General features: G+C 68.1%; 20 protein-coding genes and 1 riboswitch. Of the genes, 13 read left to right on the top strand and 7 right to left on the bottom strand.

Annotated elements, in window-relative coordinates; genetic code table 11:
- Window positions 1-223 precede the first annotated feature (223 nt).
- On the bottom strand, window positions 224-874 hold the full coding sequence (locus ACGFSA_RS12120) for an IS3 family transposase (protein ID WP_393303170.1): 651 nt from the start codon (window positions 872-874) through the stop codon (window positions 224-226).
- On the bottom strand, window positions 871-1,179 hold the full coding sequence (locus tag ACGFSA_RS12115) for a transposase (protein WP_393303168.1): 309 nt from the start codon (window positions 1,177-1,179) through the stop codon (window positions 871-873). Before ACGFSA_RS12115 ends, ACGFSA_RS12120 begins: the two co-directional genes overlap by 4 nt.
- A gap of 285 nt (window positions 1,180-1,464) precedes the next feature.
- Here ACGFSA_RS12115 and ACGFSA_RS12110 point away from each other — a divergent pair, with 285 nt between their 5' ends.
- From ACGFSA_RS12110 to ACGFSA_RS12090, 5 genes are all read left to right on the top strand, one after another.
- Complete coding sequence (locus tag ACGFSA_RS12110; RefSeq protein ID WP_393303166.1) at window positions 1,465-1,962, top strand: hypothetical protein; 498 nt, start codon at window positions 1,465-1,467, stop codon at window positions 1,960-1,962.
- Window positions 1,963-2,041: 79 nt separating this feature from the next.
- On the top strand, window positions 2,042-3,742 hold the full coding sequence (locus tag ACGFSA_RS12105; RefSeq protein ID WP_393303164.1) for a hypothetical protein: 1,701 nt from the start codon (window positions 2,042-2,044) through the stop codon (window positions 3,740-3,742).
- Window positions 3,743-3,753: 11 nt separating this feature from the next.
- Window positions 3,754-4,479, top strand: coding sequence for an ABC transporter ATP-binding protein (locus ACGFSA_RS12100; protein WP_393303162.1), 726 nt, complete (start codon window positions 3,754-3,756; stop codon window positions 4,477-4,479).
- Window positions 4,476-5,693 carry an ABC transporter permease gene (locus ACGFSA_RS12095; protein ID WP_393303160.1) on the top strand — a complete coding sequence of 406 codons (1,218 nt, stop codon included), beginning with the start codon at window positions 4,476-4,478 and terminating at the stop codon, window positions 5,691-5,693. The genes ACGFSA_RS12100 and ACGFSA_RS12095 overlap by 4 nt, the downstream gene beginning before the upstream one ends.
- A 4-nt stretch (window positions 5,694-5,697) precedes the next feature.
- Window positions 5,698-6,723 (top strand): hypothetical protein, encoded by a 1,026-nt coding sequence (locus ACGFSA_RS12090; RefSeq protein WP_393303158.1) that lies wholly within the window; start codon window positions 5,698-5,700, stop codon window positions 6,721-6,723.
- A gap of 605 nt (window positions 6,724-7,328) precedes the next feature.
- On the opposite strand, the gene ACGFSA_RS12085 is transcribed toward ACGFSA_RS12090, so the two are convergent.
- The 4 genes from ACGFSA_RS12085 to gcvT all read right to left on the bottom strand — a co-directional run bounded on the left by ACGFSA_RS12085 (window position 7,329) and on the right by gcvT (window position 11,710).
- Window positions 7,329-8,711 (bottom strand): L-serine ammonia-lyase, encoded by a 1,383-nt coding sequence (locus ACGFSA_RS12085; RefSeq protein WP_393303156.1) that lies wholly within the window; start codon window positions 8,709-8,711, stop codon window positions 7,329-7,331.
- A gap of 156 nt (window positions 8,712-8,867) precedes the next feature.
- The gene (glyA, locus tag ACGFSA_RS12080; RefSeq protein WP_393303154.1) at window positions 8,868-10,127 is read right to left on the bottom strand and encodes a serine hydroxymethyltransferase; all 1,260 of its coding nucleotides are present in this window, start codon (window positions 10,125-10,127) and stop codon (window positions 8,868-8,870) included.
- Between the two features lie 20 nt (window positions 10,128-10,147).
- A complete protein-coding gene (gene gcvH / locus ACGFSA_RS12075) occupies window positions 10,148-10,525 on the bottom strand; it encodes a glycine cleavage system protein GcvH (RefSeq protein ID WP_037690095.1) in 378 nt (125 codons plus the stop codon).
- Window positions 10,526-10,594: 69 nt separating this feature from the next.
- Entirely contained in the window at window positions 10,595-11,710 is a 1,116-nt protein-coding gene (gene gcvT / locus ACGFSA_RS12070; RefSeq protein WP_393303152.1) for a glycine cleavage system aminomethyltransferase GcvT, read from the bottom strand.
- Between the two features lie 142 nt (window positions 11,711-11,852).
- A riboswitch (glycine riboswitch) is annotated at window positions 11,853-11,950 on the bottom strand.
- 159 nt (window positions 11,951-12,109) lie between these two features.
- Between gcvT and ACGFSA_RS12065 the strand changes: the two genes are divergently transcribed.
- From ACGFSA_RS12065 to ACGFSA_RS12055, 3 genes are all read left to right on the top strand, one after another.
- The gene (locus ACGFSA_RS12065; protein ID WP_393303151.1) at window positions 12,110-12,784 is read left to right on the top strand and encodes an AAA family ATPase; all 675 of its coding nucleotides are present in this window, start codon (window positions 12,110-12,112) and stop codon (window positions 12,782-12,784) included.
- Window positions 12,785-12,887: 103 nt separating this feature from the next.
- Window positions 12,888-13,658 carry an enhanced serine sensitivity protein SseB gene (locus ACGFSA_RS12060; protein ID WP_393303149.1) on the top strand — a complete coding sequence of 257 codons (771 nt, stop codon included), beginning with the start codon at window positions 12,888-12,890 and terminating at the stop codon, window positions 13,656-13,658.
- Between the two features lie 352 nt (window positions 13,659-14,010).
- Window positions 14,011-14,787 carry an enhanced serine sensitivity protein SseB C-terminal domain-containing protein gene (locus tag ACGFSA_RS12055; protein WP_393303147.1) on the top strand — a complete coding sequence of 259 codons (777 nt, stop codon included), beginning with the start codon at window positions 14,011-14,013 and terminating at the stop codon, window positions 14,785-14,787.
- Between the two features lie 131 nt (window positions 14,788-14,918).
- Here ACGFSA_RS12055 and ACGFSA_RS12050 read toward each other — a convergent pair whose 3' ends face one another.
- Window positions 14,919-15,050, bottom strand: a complete 132-nt coding sequence (locus tag ACGFSA_RS12050; RefSeq protein WP_393303145.1) for a hypothetical protein — start codon at window positions 15,048-15,050, stop codon at window positions 14,919-14,921.
- Between the two features lie 129 nt (window positions 15,051-15,179).
- On the opposite strand from ACGFSA_RS12050, the gene ACGFSA_RS12045 reads away from it, so the two are divergent.
- The 5 genes from ACGFSA_RS12045 to ACGFSA_RS12025 all read left to right on the top strand — a co-directional run bounded on the left by ACGFSA_RS12045 (window position 15,180) and on the right by ACGFSA_RS12025 (window position 21,526).
- Entirely contained in the window at window positions 15,180-16,178 is a 999-nt protein-coding gene (locus tag ACGFSA_RS12045; protein ID WP_393303143.1) for an ABC transporter permease, read from the top strand.
- A gap of 116 nt (window positions 16,179-16,294) precedes the next feature.
- On the top strand, window positions 16,295-18,076 hold the full coding sequence (locus ACGFSA_RS12040) for an ABC transporter substrate-binding protein (RefSeq protein WP_393303187.1): 1,782 nt from the start codon (window positions 16,295-16,297) through the stop codon (window positions 18,074-18,076).
- A gap of 113 nt (window positions 18,077-18,189) precedes the next feature.
- A complete protein-coding gene (locus ACGFSA_RS12035; protein WP_393303141.1) occupies window positions 18,190-19,188 on the top strand; it encodes an ABC transporter permease in 999 nt (332 codons plus the stop codon).
- Window positions 19,185-20,294 carry an ABC transporter ATP-binding protein gene (locus ACGFSA_RS12030; RefSeq protein WP_393303139.1) on the top strand — a complete coding sequence of 370 codons (1,110 nt, stop codon included), beginning with the start codon at window positions 19,185-19,187 and terminating at the stop codon, window positions 20,292-20,294. The genes ACGFSA_RS12035 and ACGFSA_RS12030 overlap by 4 nt, the downstream gene beginning before the upstream one ends.
- 20 nt (window positions 20,295-20,314) lie before the next feature.
- Complete coding sequence (locus tag ACGFSA_RS12025) at window positions 20,315-21,526, top strand: ABC transporter ATP-binding protein (protein ID WP_393303137.1); 1,212 nt, start codon at window positions 20,315-20,317, stop codon at window positions 21,524-21,526.
- Window positions 21,527-21,537: the final 11 nt, after the last annotated feature.

The following is a 21,537-nucleotide window of genomic DNA, read 5'->3' as shown; positions in this document are numbered from 1 at the left end:
CCTCGACCCCGCGGCCATCACCCGGATCGCCCGAGCCGCCCTCGTCCTGCTCCAGCTCGAACACGGCCGCACCGCCTGAACGAAGATCACAAAGCGTCACGAGACGTTACCGAGAAAGGTTCACTGACCAGGTGGTGCCCGGCGTGGAGGCGACGTGAATCTGGTCTGCTGCTTTCTTGTGGAACGTGGGAAGACACACTTCGATGCCTCAACTCTGCGTTTTTTACGCAGTGTTGTGAAAGGGAGCCTTCCAAGCGGACAACCCGCAAGGAACTGAGTACCGATGCGAGGTGTGTTGGCGGACCGGGAGTTCGCCGGGGGCGACCTCGCGGCTGGCCAGCGCGTACTCCAGCGAGGTGAGGACCAGGTCGGCGTCCGCGCGGGCGGAGGTCTCCCAGGCCACGACTCTGCGGGAGAAGGCATCTCGGATCGCCGACAGCCAGAGCGGTCCCTCCACGGTCGAGATCATGGTCGGGTCGGTAACCCACAATCGGTTCGGTGCGGACGCCGTGAAGTCGCGTTGTACCAGGTCAGGGGCAAGGTCGGCGTCCGGGTCTCGGCGAGTGGAACCCTTGCCCCTGCGAGGGCTGATCCCGGCCAGGCCGGCCTCCCGCATGGGGCGCTCGACCCGCTTGCGGCCGACGTGGACGCCCTCGCGTTTGAGGACGGCGTGGACCCTGGGCGATCCGTAGATGCCGCCGGAATCCTGGTGGATCTGCCGGATCTGCCCGGTCAGTTCGATGTCCTGGCGGCTCCGCTCGCAGGGCTGCTTCTCGGCCCGGCGCCAGCGGTAGTAGGTGGAGGAAGGGATGTGCAGTTCCCGGAGTACGGGCTCGACCCCCAGGTGCGGGTGCTCGGTAAGGAGCGCGGTCACCTGGGCCGGGTCGGGTCGACCTGTGCGGCGAAAAAAGCCGAGGCCGTCCGCAGGACCTCGTTCACCCGGCGCAGTTCCCGTACCTCGCACCGCAGTTGGGCGAGCTCTTCCTTCTCCTCGGTGGTGAGCAGGTCATCACGCTCGCCGGCGTCGGCTTCGGCCTGCCTGATCCAGTTGCGCAGGGCCTCGTGATGCACGCCGAGATCCTCGGCCATGCGGCGGATCACGGGCTTCGGCTCGGCAGTCCGGTACATCCGCACTGCACGCTCACGCAACTCCAGCGGGTACTTCCTCGGGGCAGGCATCGTCTGGGCTCCTCTCATGAAACCCATCTGACCTGCTGTCACCACTCCCCACATCGTGGGGGATTCTCACCCGCGACTGCTGACCAGGCCATGTCAAGACGGACATTTCTGCCCTGCTTCCTCAAAAAAACCTCAGGAAAGTGAAGGTTTCTGGGGTCTCATGGATCACCTATGTATGTTCTCCACCACGACCTCGGGGGGAGCGTCGGCTGCGGCCGAACGCTGGCCCTTGCGGTCCGATGTCGACGTCATCAAATCCGTACGACAACGACCAAGGAGCGCACCATGGGTATATCGATCCGCACTCGTCTCGCGGGGGCCGGCGCCGCAGCCGTCGCCGTCGCCGGGTTGGTCCTGGCAGCTGGCCCCGCCAGCGCCACCAGTGACTCTGCCACCTGGAACCTCTCGGGTGGCGACCAGTTCCAGGTCAACGCCTGGCACTGTGGCACCTACGTGAGCGCGTGTGACTGGACGGCCTCGACCAAGTTGCTGGGCAACAACCCGTCCAACGCCCAGTGGATTCAGAACCGCGCCGAGCTCGAGGCGCACGGCATCAGCGCCAGCCTGACGATCTCGAAGTCGCCCAGCGCAACGCTCACCATGAAGAGCAAGTCGCTCGGCGAGGTGCGCTGGCGTAACACCAACACGTGGATCGCTGACACCAGCGGTCAGATGAAGCCGAACTTCAGCACCACCTACGTCTCCACCCGGAGCTGCGGTTCGGGCCAGGTGACATCGTCGATCTCCGTCTCGGAGAAGTGCGTCTACGCCGGGGCCTTCTGACAGATGTTCCGGCTGGGGTGGGCACCGTCCCGCCCCAGCCGTTCCCGCCCCTCGCCGACGGAGTATCACGGAGTCTCTGATGACCACGCGCACCGCGACCTGGTGGAGCCGCTCGCTCACCGTTTCGGCAACCGGCCTCGCGTGCTGCCTGCTTCTGGTCGGCTGCGAGGCCAAATCCGACGCAGCTGAACCCGGCGACGCCGCACCTGTCACGCAAGAACTGTCGCTCCTGGTGAGCACACAGAATGGCATGTATTACCCCCCGTTCCTGCGAGACGAACCCGCGGGCCCGGAGAGCAATTCCTACGCGATGCGCCTGAAGACACTGCTCGGCCCAAAGCCCCAACTGGGCCTGAGCGCCAAATCGGGGGCGTTCTTCCGGCAGGAGGCCATCGGAACGTCCCCCCTGTGGGGGCGTAGTTGGCTCGCCCCTCTTGCCTCCGCCGGCGCAGCAGATCTGCTGACCGCATCCGACGCCGCCGCGCTGCGAAGCATGCGCACGCCGCAGGGATGGTTCAGCGAGCCCGGTAACCAGCACCCGGACGACGGCCCCTACCGGGCGGCGGCTACCGCGGCAGCCTTGGAGGCACTCGCTGCGAGTGGTGGGATCACCGAGGACGACCGCACTCTGACATTGCCGTGGCTGAAGCAGGCCGCCGAAGCCGGCGACGGCCTGGCACTCAGTGAGGCCGCTGACCTCGCTCGTGGCTTCCGATTGGTGGGAGCCTCCGTTCCGCAGATGCTCGTGGCAGTGCGTGCACCTTCCATCTCTGACTTCACCACCCTGGGGGAGAAGGAGCGCTACCAGGCGCTGCTGGACGCATACAATTACGCGGTGTTGACCCAGGCTGCGGGCGTGCCCTCGAAACTCGACACGAAACTTTGGGCCAAGCTGGTGCAGCACAATGCCGCGTCGCTTGACTACCGCGACCTGTACTACGCGGTTACCGTCGCACAGGCCGCTGGTACGCCGTCAGACTCCTACGCTGCAGTGCGGAACAGGGTCACCGCAGACACTCTGCCTGATGGAACGATACGCGACTCCACTGCTTACGCGGGCAGTCCGGAGGCGTCGGTCTACGGCTTGCGACTGCGTGCGCTGGCAGGAGAGTCCACGCGTGACAGCACTCAGGCAGCGGCGCTCCGCAAGATCGCGGCTGAGCCGCAGATATCTGCGGACCTGCATGTCCGGCTCACGATCGCCGCCGCCCTGAAGCTGGCAAGCGGAGCTGAACCAACCGCCGCAGACAGTGCGTTGTGCCACTCCGCCCAGGCGGTGCCCACCGCTGTTTCCCCGGAGAACGCCGAGGCATGGTCGCGGGCGGCTCTGGCCTGCGCGGACATGGGTGTCAGCACACCGCAGCCACAGGCTGCCGCGTGGTCCCTGGACGACCCTGCCAAAGTAACGGCCGCAGCCACGGTGGTCACGACACTCTCCGACACCGGCCATTCAGGATCGGTTCCGCAGTGGGTCACCGCGGCCGAACTGCGGTCCTGGGCCGCCAATCCGGAGCGTCTGCCATCGGTGAGCGCCTATGCGACGGTGGTCAGGGCTTACCTGGTCGTTGGCGGATCGATGGACAGCGAGATCGGTGAGGCGATTGACAGAGGCATGGAGGCGCATCGCGGCTGCGCGCAGCTGCCCAGTCTGTATCGTGCCGATCCCTCGCAGTCTGGCTGTGACCTCAAGGCCACCTGGAGCGCCTGGAAACTCACACTCCTCAGGGGCGGTCAGCTACGCGCCCGCACGACGCCATCAGGTGAACCTTCTAAGAAATGAGCCGCCGAACCATGACCGACAGGCCACCCGTGACACTCTCCGTGCAGTCGGTACGCAAGTCGTACGTGCTGCGCGGGCAGCGGGTTGACGTCCTTGACAACGCTGCGCTGGAACTGCCTGCCGGGCGTATTACCGCACTGATTGGCCGCTCGGGGTCAGGCAAGACCACGCTGCTCCAGATCATGGGGCTACTGCTGCCGCCCGACAGCGGCACCGTGCTGGTCGATGGCTGCGACGCCTGGTCACTGCCCGAACGGGAGCGGACCCGGCTGCGACGCTCCTCGCTTGGGTTCGTCTTCCAGGCGTTCAACCTGCTGCCGCAGCACAGCGCCCTGCGCAACGCGGCCCTGCCGTATCTCGGCAGCACCAAGGCCGGAGCGCAACAAGCCCGGGATCTGCTGGAACGGGTCGGCCTGGCCGATCGGGCCGAGCACCATCCCAGCGAGCTGTCCGCCGGCGAACAGCAGCGCGTCGCCCTGGCCCGGGCCCTGGTCAACAACCCCGGCACAGTCCTGGCCGACGAGCCGACCGGCAATCTGGACGCCGACAGCGAGCAGCGCATGCTCGAACTCTTCCGGCAGGTTGCCGACGAAGGCCGGGCCGTGCTGCTGGTCACGCACAGCGCCACCGTCGCCTCCTACGCCGACAGCGTGCTGCGGATGGACCGCGGAGCGCTGACTACAGAGGAAGACCGCGACACTGACCTGGCCGCGGATACGCAGGAGACCCCCCGATGAACCCCTTCGCCATGGCAGCCGCCAACGTCCATTCCATGTGGCGCCGGTTCATCGGCCTCACCGTTCTCCTGGCCGTGGCAGCCGCGGTCTGCGTCACGGCCCTCGGCATCTCCGACCGGGCCGACAGCGCCGCCCGCGACCGTGTCCAGGAGGGCACGGCCAACCGCAGCGTCACGGTCGACAGACTCATGGAGCGGACCGACTCCAAGCCGCTCAGCACCGAGACTGTGCGGACCCTGTCCGGCATGCCGAACGTCACCTCGGTCGAGCCACGCGCCCAGGTGTCCTTCGGCTACAAGGACCAGCAGGTGCCCGGCGTACTGCTCTACGCCACGACCCCGCGCCCCTCGCTGCTGCCCCCGCTGCTGAAAACCGTCCGCACGCAGCTGTTTCCGCTGCACCCGGGTGAGATCGTGCTACCCAAGCGGGCCCAGGGGAGCGACCTGACACCCCTGCTGGGGCACAGCATCACCGTCACCACCACCCGAAGCACCTCCGCCGGACAGGGCACCGGGGTGCCCGTATCGGTCCGGGTGGTGGGCCTGTTCGACCCGGCCTGGCAGCTGGACGGTCCTGACGCAGCGTACGCCGACGAGGCCACAGTGGTCCGATGGGCCGCGGCGAAGGCCGGTGTCACCGAGTCCGAGTTCACCACCTCCGTCGGATACGACCGCATCACCGTGCTGGCCCGCACCGCGCATGACGTCCCCGGGCTTCTGAGCGACATCCAGTCTGCCGGGTACGCGGCCACCTCCCTGCAGCAGGAAATGTCCGCACTGCCAGGCGTACTGTCCCTGATCCACACCGCCGGCCAGGTGCTGCTCGTCGTCCTCGGCCTGGTCGCCCTGGTCGGTGCGCTGGTGGTCACCGGCGCGCTGTCCAGGCAGCGGGCCCGGGAGATCGGCATCCTCAAAGCCCTCGGGTTCGGCAACCGGGCCGTCCTGACCATGTTCGTCGCCGAAACCGGGATCATCGGAGCCACGGGTGCCGCGCTGGGCGCCCTCCTGGGTCTCGCGGGGGCCGCCGCAGCAGCTGCCGGACTGCGCGGCAGCTCCGAACTCGCGCCCTACCTCCCCGACGGAATCCCGCTCCCGGACCCGGGCGTCCTGGCCGGTATTCTCCTGCTCACCCTGGCCGTGACCGTGATCGGCGCCTGGGTTCCCGCCCGCCGCGCCGCCCAGCTGTCCCCCAGCGATGCCATCAAGGAATGGTGAACTGATGAACCGACGTGTCCTCCCCGCCCTCGCAGCAGGCGCCCTCATGCTGCCGCTCGCGGCATGCGACGGCCCCGCCGGTGTGGAACTCGGCCACAACTGGGAGGGCTCGAAGGTTTTCGTCCTCACCAAGGTCAGCGGCTTGACCACGATCGCCGGAATCGACCCGGCCCGCCACACCGCTGAACCGCTGGCCGCGGTACCGACCCAGTCCGACGACGACGATACGGCCAGCCCCCAGATCACCAAGACCACCAACGGACGCTGGATCGTGACGATCCCCCGCAAGAACGGCCGCCCCAGTCGGCTGTACGAGGTGAACACCAAGGACCAGGTCCTCGACGCCCTCGGCACGACGGAGGGCGGACGGGTCCTGATCCCTACCGGGGGTTACATCATCGCCGTCGGAGACAAGGCCACATCCAGTACAGGGAAGGCCACCGCCCTGGTCTATGACCCCGCCACCTGGCAGGTCAAACGCGACGTCACCCTGCCGGTCAACCCCGGACTGGCCGCCGGTGGAACTCCCGGACTCTGCGTCGGCGACAACAGCGACAAGGGTTTTACGCTGGCCGTCGTCTCCCCGAAGAACGGCACTATCAAGACACTGCCCCAGGTGCCCAAGACCGAGGCCCAGGCCCTGGACTGCTCCACCAGCCGTCCACTGCTCGCGGGCGGCCCCACCGCGACCAGCACCTCCACAGGCACCGCAACACTGCACCTGGCCAAGCAGGGCGAGATCGATGTGCTGACCACGTCCGCCGGCCGCATCGATCGGGTGACAGCGGACTCCACGAGCATCACGGCGGCGGTCTCACTCCCCGGCCACGTCGAACTGGTCGAAGTGGACCGCAGCACCGGGAAGGAACGCCACCGCACCCGCCTCGATGGGATGGCCGCCACCGACGGGATGCGGAAGACCGGCAAAGACTGGGTCCTCACCTCTGGTGACAGCGCTGTCACGGTTGATCTCGGCCATGGCAAAGCAACGAAGTTCACTCTGCCCGGGCAACTGCTCAACGCAGGCTGATGAGCGGCAGCGTGGGCGAGCCCGCGCCTGGCTGGCCGAGGAGGGCTACTTTCCGAATCTTCCTGCGCCGCGGCGGACGGTGGAGTCCTGACCCGTCCACCGCGTCGTGATGAGACCGAGGCGTTCCGTACTGAGTTCCGCCACGGCTCGCCCAGCCTGGCCACGGGGAAGGACAGCTCCGCCACTCGCACACCATATTGGCGCGCGTCGCCGTCAAGCGTGAGCGCTGCGTGAGCGGACGGGGTGGCACAAGCTGGACCGGGCGGCATACGGTGCTCGGTCGCCCGTCGCTGACCAGTAGAAACACGGCGCGGCGGCACCGCCCGGCAGCCGTCGTCACGATCATGCAGGCCCTCGTAATGCGTAGGTCTCGCTACCTGGCTGTACCCACTGCACTCATACCCTGAGACGGCAAGAGCGCCGACTCGGTCCTGAAGTCGGCCCGTACTCAACCGCAAGCAGCGAAGTGCCCCGGGGACATCCCGGGGACTTTTCGGGGACATTCACGCCTGTCCCAGGGACTTTTCGGGGACATTCCTCCGCGTAAGCAGGGAAGGCCCTGACAGCGCTGCAAGTTGCGAACGCGCTGGTCAGGGCCTATGTGCCTAGCACTCGATGATGTTCACCGCGAGCCCGCCGCGCGCGGTCTCCTTGTACTTCACGCTCATGTCCGCGCCCGTCTCCTTCATGGTCTTGATGACCTTGTCGAGAGAGACCTTGTGGGTGCCGTCGCCGCGCAGCGCCATCTTCGCCGCCGTGACCGCCTTGACCGCCGCCATGCCGTTGCGCTCGATGCAGGGGATCTGGACGAGACCGCCGACCGGGTCGCAGGTCAGGCCGAGGTTGTGCTCCATGCCGATCTCGGCGGCGTTCTCGACCTGTTCGGCGGAGCCGCCGAGGACCTCGGCGAGCGCTCCCGCGGCCATCGAGCAGGCGGAGCCCACCTCGCCCTGGCAGCCGACCTCGGCGCCGGAGATCGAGGCGTTCTCCTTGAACAGCATGCCGATGGCACCGGCCGCGAGGAGGAAGCGGACGACGCTGTCCTCCTTCTCGGCCTCGGTGGCGCCGCCTGCGGCGAAGTTCATGTAGTAGTGCAGCACGGCCGGGATGATGCCGGCTGCGCCGTTGGTGGGGGCGGTGACGACGCGGCCACCCGCGGCGTTCTCCTCGTTGACCGCCATCGCGTAGAGGGTGATCCACTCCATCGCGAGGGCCTGCGGGTCGCCCTCGGCGCGCAGCTGGCGTGCGGTGTTCGCGGCGCGGCGGCGGACCTTCAGACCACCGGGGAGGATGCCCTCGCGGGCCATGCCGCGCGATACGCATGCCTGCATGACCCGCCAGATGTCCAGCAGACCGGAGCGGATCTCCTCCTCCGTCCGCCAGGCCCGCTCGTTCTCCAGCATGAGGGAGGAGATCGACAGGCCGGTGTCGCGGGAGAGCCGCAGCAGTTCGTCGCCGGTGCGGAAGGGGTGCTTCAGGACGGTGTCGTCGAGGACGATCCGGTCCTCGCCCACCGCGTCCTCGTCGACGACGAAGCCGCCGCCGACGGAGTAGTAGGTCTTCTCCAGCAGCGGGGCGCCGTCGCGGTCGAACGCGAAGATCGTCATGCCGTTGGCGTGGTACGGGAGCGCCTTGCGGCGGTGCAGGACCAGCTGCTCGTCGGCGTCGAAGTCGATCTCGTGCATGCCCAGCACGTTGAGCCGGCCCGAGGAGCGGATCGCGTCCACCCGGTCGTCGGCGGACTCCACGTCGACGGTACGGGGGGACTCGCCCTCCAGGCCGAGCAGGACGGCCTTGGGCGTGCCGTGGCCGTGCCCGGTGGCGCCGAGCGAGCCGAACAGCTCGGCGCGTATGGAAACGGTGTGGGCGAGCAGGCCCTCGTTCTTCAGGCGGCGCGCGAACATACGGGCCGCGCGCATCGGGCCGACCGTATGGGAGCTGGACGGGCCGATGCCGATCGAGAACAGGTCGAAGACCGAGATGGCCACGGTGTGACTCCTAAAAAATTGGTAGACGCCGTTGTCTGCCGGGTGGTGCGGTACGGACCGGTCGGTCCGAAGAGCGGCGGGACAAGGGCTGGGGCACCGCGCTCACTGTCCAGTGTGCGTGGTGCCCCGCCCCAAACGTACGAAAAGTGACCCGGACTACTTCAGACCGGGGTACAGCGGGAACTTCTCGGCCAGCGCGATCACGCGGGCCTTGAGGTCGTCGGCGTCGTACGACGGCTTGAGTGCCGACGCGATGATCTCGGCGACCTCGGTGAAGTCCTCGGCCTGGAAGCCACGGGTGGCCAGGGCCGGCGTGCCGATCCGCAGACCCGAGGTGACCATCGGCGGCCGCGGGTCGTTCGGGATGGCGTTCCGGTTGACCGTGATGCCGAGCTCGTGGAGCCGGTCCTCGGCCTGCTGGCCGTCCAGCTCCGAGTTGCGCAGGTCGACGAGGACCAGGTGCACGTCCGTACCGCCGGAGAGGACGGAGACGCCGACCTCGGTGACGTCCGGCTGCACCAGACGCTCGGCGAGGATGCGGGCGCCGTCCAGGGTGCGCTGCTGGCGCTCCTTGAACTCCTCGGTCGCCGCGACCTTGAACGAGACCGCCTTGGCCGCGATCACGTGCTCCAGCGGACCACCCTGCTGACCGGGGAAGACAGCAGAGTTGATCTTCTTGGCGAGCTCCTGCGTCGACAGGATGACGCCACCGCGCGGACCGCCGAGGGTCTTGTGCGTGGTCGTCGTGACGACGTGGGCGTGCGGCACCGGGTTCGGGTGCAGACCCGCGGCCACCAGGCCCGCGAAGTGCGCCATGTCGACCATCAGGTACGCGCCGACCTCGTCCGCGATGCGGCGGAAGGCGGCGAAGTCCAGCTGACGGGGGTAGGCGGACCAGCCGGCGACGATGAGCTTCGGCTTGGACTCCTTGGCCAGGCGCTCGACCTCGGCCATGTCCACGACGCCGGTCTCGTCGACGTGGTAGGGGACCACGTGGTAGAGCTTGCCGGAGAAGTTGATCTTCATGCCGTGGGTCAGGTGACCGCCATGGGCCAGGTTCAGACCCATGATCGTGTCGCCAGGCTTCAGCAGCGCGAACATCGCGGCGGCGTTGGCCTGCGCACCCGAGTGGGGCTGGACGTTGGCGGCCTCGGCGCCGAACAGCGCCTTGATCCGGTCGATGGCGATCTGCTCGACCACGTCGACGTGCTCGCAGCCGCCGTAGTAGCGGCGGCCCGGGTAGCCCTCGGCGTACTTGTTGGTGAGGACGGAGCCCTGGGCCTCCATGACCGCGACCGGAGCGAAGTTCTCCGAGGCGATCATTTCGAGGGTGGACTGCTGACGGTGGAGCTCGGCGTCGACGGCGGCGGCGACGTCCGGGTCCAGCTCGTGGAGGGAGGAGTTGAGAAGCGACATCAGGTGGTCCCTTGGAGTCTTTAGTTGCCGGAGAACTCGGTGTACTCGTCGGCGGAGAGCAGGTCCTTCGGCTCCTCCGCGACGCGTACCTTGAACAGCCAGCCGCCCTCGAAGGGAGCGGAGTTCACCAGTGACGGGTCGTCCACGACGTCCTGGTTGGAGGCGGTGACCTCGCCGGTCACCGGCGAGTACAGGTCGCTGACGGACTTGGTCGACTCGAGCTCGCCGCAGGTCTCGCCCGCGGTCACCGTGTCGCCGACTTCCGGGAGCTGGGCGTAGACGACGTCACCGAGCGCGTTGGCCGCGAACTCGGTGATGCCGACCGTGGCCACACCGTCCTCGAGGGCCGACAGCCACTCGTGCTCCTTGCTGTAACGCAGCTGCTGGGGGTTGCTCATGACCTGAATTCTCCTGTACGCGGGGGAGTGCTGATGAACGGTGGTCTTACGGTGTGAGACGCGACTGCGTCACTTCTGGCGCTTGTAGAACGGCAGGGCGACGACCTCGTACGGTTCGTGGCTGCCACGGATGTCCACTCCGACGCCCGTGGTCCCGGGCGCGGCGTGCGCGGCGTCCACGTACGCGATGGCGATCGGCTTGCCGAGCGTCGGCGACGGGGCGCCGGAGGTGACCTCGCCGATGACCTGGCCCTCGGCGACAACGGGGTAGCCGGCGCGCGGCACCCGGCGGCCCTCGGCGATCAGGCCGACGAGCTTGCGCGGCGGGGCGGTCTCGGCGCGCTCGGCGGCGGCCTCCAGGGCCTTGCGGCCGACGAAGTCGCCCTCCTTCTCGAACTTCACGACCCGGCCGAGACCGGCGTCGAACGGGGTCAGCTCGGTGGTCAGCTCGTGCCCGTACAGCGGCATGCCCGCCTCCAGGCGCAGCGTGTCGCGGCAGGACAGGCCGCACGGGATCAGGCCACGGGAGGCGCCCGCCGCCGTGAGGGCCTGCCAGAGCTGCTCTGCGTGCTCGGGGGCGACGAACAGCTCGAAGCCGTCCTCGCCGGTGTAACCGGTACGGGCGATCAGCGCGGGCACACCGGCGACGGTGCCGGGCAGACCCGCGTAGTACTTCAGACCATCCAGGTCGGCGTCGGTGACCGAGGCCAGGATGGCGGGGGACTCGGGGCCCTGGACGGCGAGCAGCGCGTACGCGTCGCGGTCGTCGCGCACCTCGGCGTCGAACCCGTCGGCGCGGGCGGTCAGCGCGTCCAGCACGATCTGGGCGTTCCCGGCGTTGGCGACGACCATGTACTCGGTCTCGCCCAGCCGGTAGACGATCAGGTCGTCCAGGATGCCGCCGTCCTCGGCGCAGATCATCGTGTAGCGGGCGCGGCCGACGGCCACGGTGCCGATGTTGCCGACCAGTGCGAAGTTCAGGAACGCCGCGGCCTGCGGGCCGGTGACGGTGATCTCACCCATGTGTGACAGGTCGAAGAGACCCGCCTGCGTGCGCACCGCGTTGTGCTCGTCGCGCTCACTGGCGTAGCGCAGCGGCATGTCCCAGCCGGCGAAGTCGGTCATGGTCGCGCCCAGCGAGCGATGCAGGGCGTCGAGGGCGGTGAGACGGGGGGCGTTGCTCATAGGTGTGGCTCCCAGGGCATGACGACGAGGACGATCCCCTCCCCATCTGTCATCGGAACCTGAGAGGTTCGCCGAGAGACCCCCGGGGGGTTCGGCTTGCACCTTGGGTGGAGCCGCGGGGCGACTCGCTTTTCAGATCTGCCTCATCCACGCGGTACGGGGCCTGAGAGATTCAAGGGAGGATCTTGCTCCTTCGGCGCCCGGCACACACTGTGGCCGGAGCTCTCCCGCGCGGATTCAAGCGGCCTTTATGCAGTTGGCCGGGTCATCATCGCACGCATTGCGGAAAAGTGGGGCGTCGGTACCCCATGCGCGGAACGAGTAGTGGGACGGTTGTCTCGCATTACCTTTTCTTTACACTTCTTGGGCAGGCGTGGGCGACCCGACAGGGGGAGGGCGATGACGTTGCAGCGGTACGCGACGACCGCGGGGGTCGCGCACGGCGCGATGCCCGCGCAGCCGGGCGCACCCGCCCGGGAATTGCTGGGCACACACGCGCCCGTCGTGCGGGACCTGCGCGAGCGCGCCGGGCGTAGCCCGCGCGGGCTCCATTTCGCGACAGGGGATGTGGTGGTGGTCTCCGGGCTGCCCGGTGGCGGCAAGTCGACACTGATCCGGCGGGCGGTGGCCGTACGGGCCATCGACTCCCAGGACACCCGGGACCGCTGGGCGCAGCGGGTGCCCCGCTTACTCCCGTACGCCCTCTACCGCCCGCTGGTCCGCGTCGCCCACTACTGGGGGCTGTGGCGGGCGCTGTGCTCCGGTGAGTCCGTCGTCGTTCACGACTGCGGAACCCAGACATGGGTACGGGGCTGGCTGGCCCGGCACGCACGGCGCCGCGGACGCACGCTGCATCTCGTGCTGCTCGACGTCACCCCCCAGGAGGCCAGGGCGGGCCAGCGCGAGCGTGGGCGCGGGGTATCCGGATACGCATTCGCCCGGCACCGCAGGGCCATCGGCCGGCTGCTGCGGGACACCGAGGCGGGCACCCTGCCGCTCGGCTGCGCCTCGGCGGTGCTGCTGGACCGGGAGGCGGCCGGGATGCTGGCGCGGATCACGTTCGCCGACGCCTGAGGGACGGGACAGCCTTTTGGTGCCCGGTCGTCCGTCAGCGCGGAGGGGCACGCCGGAGTTACTGTTCTGCGGCAAGGCATGGGTGAGAAGGGGAAGCAGCGCAGTGGACATTCCGGCACCGGTCCAGAACCATCCGCAGAGCGGATGGCCGGCCAATGAGCTCGAAGAGGTGCTGGTTGCCTCGCTCGGCAGCCCGGAGGCGGGTGGCCGGCTCGTCGAAGTGCTCGGCCGCAGTCACGTCTGGGTGCCGCTTCCCAACGGCGGGGGCCCCGATGCCCCGTCGCTCGACCTGCCGACGGTGGAGATCGAGGGCGCTCCGTACGTCCCCGTCTTCAGCTCCGAACATCAGTTCCTGCAGTGCGTCGGCACCCAAATGTCCTTCACCGTGGCGCCCACCGTCGAATTCGCCCGCGGGCTGCCCCCGCAGCTCGGCATCGCGGTCAACCCGGGCGGCGCCGTCGGCATGCCGCTGCCGCCGCCCGCCGTCGCCGAGCTCTGCCGCACCGGACGCACCTCGCTGGACGGGCCGGCCACCGGCGGCCGGGTCCGGCTGTACGAGCCGGACTGGCAGGAGGAGCCCGTCGACTTCCTCGCGGCCGCGGCCGGGGAATTCGAGGAGAGCGGCGTGCTGCGCACCGCCCGCCGGACGCTGGCCAGCATCGAGGGCGGCGATCCCGTTCTCTTCATAGGCGTCGAGTTCTCCACCTGGGACGGCGCGGGGCGCAACGCCCCGATGGACGCTCTGGGCCGTGCACTGGGCCGTGTCGAGGTGCCCTGGCCGGTCAATCTGGTCCTGCTCGATGTGGCGCAGGACCCGGTCGCCGACTGGATGCGGGCCAGGATCCGGCCGTTCTACCAGCGCGAGGGTTGCTAGGAGGGGCACTGTCTGCCCCATCAGGAGCGTCGTCCGGACGTCCTGGATGGGGTCTCCCCTGCTCGAACGAAGCTGAGAGCCTGGGGAAGGCGCTGCCAGGGCTTTTGGTCAAGGCGGCGAGCGGGCGTGCCGGGCGGTGCGACGGGGCAGAGCTTGCCGGGAGGGGTCCTGGCGCGCGGAGTTCCCGACTCCGGGGATTGCGGGCGTGACACCGTCGACCTGTGGCGTCAAGTCGGTGTCAGGGGCGCCGCATAAGCTGGTTTGATGGCTAGTGCCTCGGCCACCGAGCCGCACCCGTGTGCCCTGGGCGCGGCAGGCCGACACAGTGGATCGAAGAGGGGCGGGACCCAGGGTGAGTGCGTCAGGCACCGCGGCGGCCGGGCAGGTCGAGCACATGCTGCGCCAAGTGACGCCCGGGCGCTACGACGCGTACGAGGCACTGCTCCGGGCGCTCGCCGGCGACCGGATCTGGATGCTGCTCTGGCACGGCCGGGCGGGCTCGCCCGACGCCCAGTACGGGAACATGGAGGTCGACGGGCTGGGCTACGCGCCCTGTGTGACCTCTCCCCAGGAACTTTCGGCCAGCGGCTGGAACCGGGCCCATGAAGTAGTCACCGGACTCGACATCGCCCGCGCTCTCTTCCCGGACCGCTGGGGCATCTGGCTCAACCCGCACGCCCCCGGTGGCGGCGTCGGCATCCCGTGGCTGGATCTGCGCCGTATCGCCACCGGCCTCGACCGGATGCCCGCGGGACCGCTCCGGCTCACCGAGCCGGCCATCGAGATCCCGCAGTTCTACGCCCTGCTCTCGCAGAACGCCCATCACACCCCCGCGATCCGCTCCCTGCGCCGGGCCTGGGTGCAGCCCGCGCTCGGGGTGCCGTATCTCGCCATCGGTCTCGATCTCTACGACACGAGCCAGACGTCCGTCGACGCGGTGCGCGCGATGATGCAGCAGTCGATCGGCGCGGTCCCGGACGGGCTGCCCGTTTCCACCGTCGCGATGTCCGACGAGTACGACCCGGTCGCGATGTGGCTCCGCGCCAATGCCCGCCCGTTCTACGACCGTGAGGCGCACGTCGCGCCCGCTCCCGCCGTTGGTTACGGCTACCCCCCGGCCCACGGCTGACCGACCCGGACACCTGCCAATTGGTGCCGGAATCAGCCCCGTTGGGGTACCTGCCCGATCTGGGTGAAGAGTGCCGACTTGGTTCGCTGGGACGATCACGGCGTCCGGATACCGGAAGCTAGCTGGTCACATCACGGTTGCGCATCCATTCCCCGCCAGGGCTGGCGGGTGATCCGCGACGCGTTGAAGACTCCCCGGAACAAGAAGCGTTCGGCGCCCTGTGCGACCTGCGGCTTCTGGTTGGACCAGTTCAACTGCTCCACTCGCACCACCTGCATCTTCCGTACCACCCGCACAAAACGTGCGACTTGCACCTGTGATGTGAACTAGCCGCTACAGCGGCGGGCGCGGGCCGGCCACAGTCGGTCGAGCCGAGAGGGGTCCCCACAACGATGACGGCACCACTGCATGACACGACAGCCGCTGAGACCACGGCCGTTGATGTCGCCGCGGATGTCCCCGAGAAGGCAATCGAGGGCCGGTCCCCGTGGAAGATCGCCTGGACCCGGCTCAAGCGTGACAAGCTCGCGCTGACCGGTGGATTCGTGGTGCTCTTCCTCATTGCCGTCGCGCTCCTCGCGCCGGTGATCGTGAGCGCTTTCGGGCATCCGCCGAACGAGTTCCACGAGGACAAGATCGACGCGCTCTTCGGCACCCCGAACGGCTCCTGGGGCGGCATCAGCTCCGACTTCCTGCTGGGAGTCGAGCCCGTCAACGGTCGTGACGTGTTCAGCCGCATCGTCTACGGCGCACGCATCTCGCTGCTCGTGGCCTTCCTCTCAGCCATGGTCGCCGTCGCCCTCGGCACGGTCATCGGCATCGTGGCGGGCTACTTCGGCGGCTGGGTCGACGCGGCGATCAGCCGGGTCATGGACGTGATGCTCGCCTTCCCGCAGCTGCTCTTCACCATCGCCCTGGTCTCCGTGCTCCCCAACGAGCTCTTCGGCCTGGAGGGTTCGAACGTCCGCATCGGAGCGCTGGTCCTGGTGATCGGCTTCTTCGGCTGGCCGTACGTCGGCCGAATCGTCCGCGGCCAGGCCCTCTCGCTCAGGGAGCGCGAGTACGTGGAGGCGGCCCGCAGCCTGGGCGCCGGACGCTTCTACATCCTGTGGCGCGAGCTGCTGCCCAACCTGGTCGCGCCGATCACCGTGTACGCCACCCTGATGATCCCGACGAACATCCTCACGGAGGCCGCGCTCAGCTTCCTCGGTGCCGGGGTGAAGCCGCCCACCGCCTCGTGGGGCCAGATGCTCTCGAAGGCCGTCAACACATATGAGTCCGACCCCATGTTCATGGTGATCCCGGGTCTGGCCATCTTCATCACCGTGCTTGCCTTCAACCTCTTCGGCGACGGCGTGCGGGACGCGCTCGATCCGAAGGGGGCCCGCTGATCCGGCCTTGGGCCGCCCGTAAGACCTGCAAGACCCCTCCCCTGCCGATCAGCCAGGAAACCATCGAAAGCCGGCGGCTCCTCGTCAAGGACCGCCACTATCACGGAGGTTGCGAGATCGTGACACCCATCAGTTCATCGAGGCGCAGGCTCGTCGCGGGCTCGGCCCTCGTCGTCGCGGCTCTGCTCGGCACTGCGGCCTGCGGTGGCGGAGGCAAGGACGACAACGGCGGCGGGGGTAAGCCCGCGGCCGCGGGCTTCAACGCCGCGGTCAACAAGGTCGCCAACGCGTCCAACAAGAAGGGTGGCGAGCTGAAGTTCATCGGCACCCAGGACGCCGACTCGTGGGACCCGCAGCGCGGTTACTACGGCTTCATGTGGAACTTCGCCCGGTACTACACCCGTCAGCTGATCAGCTTCAAGGGCGAGCCGGGTGCCGCCAGCACCGAGCTGGTGCCGGACATGGCCACCGACGCCGGTCAGGTCTCGCCCGACGGCAAGACCTACACCTTCAAGCTGAAGCCGGGTCTGAAGTGGGAGGACGGCAAGCCCGTCACCTCCAAGGACCTGAAGTACGGCATCGAGCGCATCTGGGCCCAGGACGTCATCTCCGGCGGCCCGATCTACCTCCAGCAGGTGCTCGACCCCAAGGGTGAGTACAAGGGTCCCTACAAGGACAAGTCCGCGGACAAGCTCGGTCTGAAGGCCATCGAGACGCCCGACGACCAGACCATCATCTTCAAGCTGCCGAAGGCCAACGGTGACTTCCTGCAGATGCTGGCCATGCCCTCGGCCACTCCGGTCCGCGCGGACCTGGACACCAAGGCCAAGTACGGTCTGAAGCCCGCCTCCATGGGCCCGTACAAGTGGCAGGAGTACACGCCGAACAAGTCCATCACCCTCGTCCGCAACGAGAACTGGGACGCGGCGACGGACACCATCCGCAAGGCCCTGCCGGACAAGATCACGGTCAAGCTGACCACCAACTCCGACGACATGGACAACCGGCTGATCGAGGGCGAGTACGACCTCGACATCAACGCCACCGGTATCGGCCAGGCCGCCCGCGCCAAGGTGCTCCAGCAGCACAAGGAGAACGCGGACAACCCGCAGACCGGCTTCATCCGCTACGCGGTGTTCCCGCAGACGGTCAAGCCGCTCGACAACATCGAGTGCCGCAAGGCCCTCATCTACGCGGCCGACTCCAAGTCCCTGCAGACCGCCCGTGGCGGCCCGCAGGCCGGTGGTGACATCGCCACCAACATGCTGCCGCCGGCCATCAAGGGCTCCGACCCGAAGGCCGACCCGTACGGCAAGCTCTCCGGCAAGCCGGACGAGGTCAAGGCCAAGGAAGCGCTGAAGAAGTGCGGCCAGCCGAACGGCTTCAAGACCACCATCGCGGTCCGCAACAACAAGCCGATCGAGATCGCCACGGCCGAGTCGCTCCAGCAGTCGCTCGCCAAGGTCGGCATCACCGCGCAGATCGACCAGTACGACGGTGCGCAGACCTCCGGCATCATCGGCTCGCCCAAGGTCGTCAAGGACAAGGGCTACGGCATCATCATCATGGGCTGGGGTGCCGACTTCCCGTCCGGTCAGGGCTTCCTGCAGCCCCTGGTCGACGGCCGCTTCATCCTGCAGAGCGGTAACAACAACTTCTCGCAGCTGAACGACAAGGCCATCAACGCTCTGTTCGACCAGGCGCTGCTGGAGACCGACCCGGTCAAGGCCGGCGAGCTCTACAAGCAGATCAACACGAAGGTCACGGAGGCCGCGGTCTACCTGCCCTTCACCCACGAGAAGAACATCGTCTGGCGCGGCTCGCGTCTGACGAACGTGTACACGGCCGACGCCTACAACGGCCGCTACGACTACGCCGCCCTCGGCGTCGTCAAGTGACCGTCTGTCAGCTACACCGGCGCACCCGCCGCTAGGCTCGAAGGGCAGGTGATGGCCGTGCGCGCTGGCCGGGGAACCTTCCGGGGTTCCCCGGCCACCGCCGGGCCGACTGCATGCTTGCATATCTCATCAGGCGGCTGACCGCCGTCGTCGTGATGCTGCTCGTCGTCACTCTGGTGACGTTCGGCATCTTCTTCCTCATCCCCAAGCTGACCGGCAGTGACCCTGCCGCGATGTTCGTCGGCAAGCAGGCGGACCCGGCCTCGATCGAGGGCATCCGGCAGAAGCTGGGCCTGGGTGACCCGATCCTGGTGCAGTTCTGGCACTTCGTCTCGGGCATCTTCGTCGGCCGCGACTATGTGGGCGGTGGCGACACCATTCACTGCGGCGCGCCTTGCTTCGGCTACTCCTTCCGCAACGAGCAGGAGATCTGGCCGATCCTGCTCGACCGGCTGCCCGTGACGATCTCCATGGTCATCGGTGCCGCCGCGCTCTGGCTGATCATGGGTGTGAGCACCGGTGTGGTCTCGGCTCTGAGGCGGGGTACGGTCGTCGACCGCGCCGCGATGATGACCGCGCTCGCGGGTGTGTCCCTCCCGATCTACTTCACCGCCATGCTGGCGCTATTGGTGTTCCGTACCCAGCTCGGCTGGGTCCACGGGGAGTACGTCCCCATCTCGGACAGCTTCGGCGCCTGGTTCTCCGGGCTGGTGCTGCCCTGGGTCACCCTGGCCTTCCTCTACGCGGCGATGTACGCGCGGCTCACCCGCGCCACCATGCTGGAGGTCCTGGGCGAGGACTACATCCGTACCGCCCGGGCCAAGGGCCTGACGGAGCCGGTCGTGCTCAGCAAGCACGCCATGCGCTCCACCATGACGCCGATCCTCACCATCTTCGGCATGGACCTCGGTGCCCTTGTGGGCGGCGCCGTCCTCACCGAGACCGCGTTCAACCTGCCCGGCCTCGGCAACCTTGCCTTCCAGGCCATCAGCACCCGCGACCTCCCGGAGATCCTCTCCGTCACCCTCATCACCGCGGCCGCTGTCGTGCTCGCCAACCTCGTCGTTGACCTCCTGTACGCCGTGATCGACCCCCGAGTGAGGCTGGCATGACGGACATCAAGAAGACCGGGGCGGTCAACGAACCCGTCGTCTCCGGCGCTTCGGACTCGGACGTCTTCCTCGACGTACGCGACCTGAAGATCCACTTTCCGACGGACGACGGTCTGGTCAAGTCCGTCGACGGCCTGACCTTCCAGCTGGAGAAGGGCAAGACCCTCGGTATCGTGGGCGAGTCCGGTTCCGGCAAGTCGGTCACCTCGCTGGGCATCATGGGTCTGCACACGGTCGGTCAGTACGGCCGGCAGAAGGCGCGGATATCCGGCGAGATCTGGCTGAACGGCCAGGAGCTGCTGTCCGCCGACCCGGACGCCGTGCGCAAGCTGCGCGGCCGCGACATGGCGATGATCTTCCAGGATCCGCTGTCCGCGATGCATCCGTACTACACGGTCGGCCACCAGATCGTGGAGGCATACCGGGTCCACAACGACGTGGACAAGAAGACCGCCCGCAAGCGCGCGGTCGAGCTCCTCGACCGGGTCGGCATCCCCGAGCCGGGCAAGCGCGCCGACAACTACCCGCACGAGTTCTCCGGCGGTATGCGCCAGCGCGCGATGATCGCGATGGCGCTGGTCAACAACCCCGAGCTGCTCATCGCGGACGAGCCGACGACCGCACTGGACGTGACCGTCCAGGCGCAGATCCTCGACCTGATCCGGGATCTGCAGAAGGAGTTCGGCTCCGCGGTCATCATCATCACCCACGACCTGGGTGTGGTCGCCGAGCTGGCCGACGACATCCTGGTGATGTACGGCGGCCGCTGCATCGAGCGCGGTCCCGCCGAACAGGTCTTCTACGAGCCCCAGCACCCGTACACCTGGGGTCTGCTGGGCTCCATGCCCCGCATCGACCGTGAGCAGACCGACCGCCTGATCCCGGTCAAGGGCTCCCCGCCCAGCCTCATCAACGTCCCCAGCGGCTGTGCCTTCCACCCGCGCTGCTCGTACGCGGATGTGCCCAAGAGCAACATCACCCGCACGCAGCGTCCGGAACTGAAGCTGCTGAGCGGGGACGGACCCGGCCGCCACTACTCGGCCTGCCACATGTCGCCGGAGGAGCGGACCCGGATCTGGACCGAAGAGATTGCGCCGAAGCTGTGAGTGAGACAAAGGATCCCACTGTGCCTGATAAAGATGGGACGATCCCGAAGCAGGCCACCTCTTCGCCCGAACCGCTGCTCAAGGTCACCGGCCTGGTCAAGCACTTCCCCATCAAGCAGGGGCTGCTGCAGCGGCAGACCGGCGCCGTCAAGGCCGTCGACGGCATCGACTTCGAGGTACTGCCCGGGGAGACCCTCGGCGTCGTCGGCGAGTCCGGCTGCGGCAAGTCGACCATGGGCCGGCTGATCACCCGGCTGCTCGAGCCGACCGGCGGCAGGATCGAGTTCGAGGGCAAGGACATCACGCACCTCGGTGTCTCGGGCATGCGCCCGCTGCGGCGCGATGTGCAGATGATCTTCCAGGACCCGTACGGCTCGCTGAACCCACGGCACACGGTCGGCTCGATCGTCTCCGCCCCCTTCAATCTCCAGGGCGTGACGCCCGAGGGCGGAGTGAAGAAGGAGGTCCAGCGGCTGCTGGGGCTGGTCGGCCTCAGCCCCGAGCACTACAACCGCTACCCGCACGAGTTCTCCGGCGGCCAGCGCCAGCGCATCGGCATCGCGCGTGCGCTCGCGCTCAAGCCGAAGCTGGTCGTCGCGGACGAGCCGGTCTCCGCGCTGGACGTCTCGGTCCAGGCCCAGGTGGTCAACCTGATGGACGACCTCCAGAAGGAGCTCGGCCTCACCTACGTGATCATCGCGCACGACCTGTCGGTCATCCGGCATGTCTCGGACCGGATCGCGGTGATGTACCTCGGCAAGATCGTCGAACTGGCGGACCGCAACTCGCTGTACGCGTCGCCGATGCACCCGTACACCAAGGCACTGCTGTCGGCGGTGCCGGTCCCGGACCCGCGGCGGCGCGGCGCGAAGAGCGAGCGCATCCTGCTCCAGGGCGACGTCCCGTCGCCGATCTCACCGCCGAGTGGCTGCCGCTTCCACACCCGGTGCTGGAAGGCGACGGAGATCTGCAAGACGCAGGACCCTCCGCTGCTGACCCTGAAGACCGGTCACCAGGTGGCCTGCCACCACCCGGAGAACGCGCCGGACCAGCTGCCTGGCGACACCGTGCTGGAATCGGCGCGGGACGCGGTGGAGATCGTGGCGCTGAAGAAGGAGCCGGAGCCGGCCGCACCGCAGGCCCCGGGCAAGATCACCGAGGTCTCCCAGGGCGCCGAGGCCGCGACGGATTCGGCGGACTCCGGGGACGCGGGGGGCACCCCGAAGAAGTAGAACCGGCACAA

It is taken from the genome of Streptomyces sp. NPDC048496 (assembly GCF_043200055.1).
GTDB lineage: Bacteria > Actinomycetota > Actinomycetes > Streptomycetales > Streptomycetaceae > Streptomyces.
The sequence above is the reverse complement of the archived record's forward strand: the minus strand, read 5'-3'. Positions and strand labels throughout refer to the sequence as shown.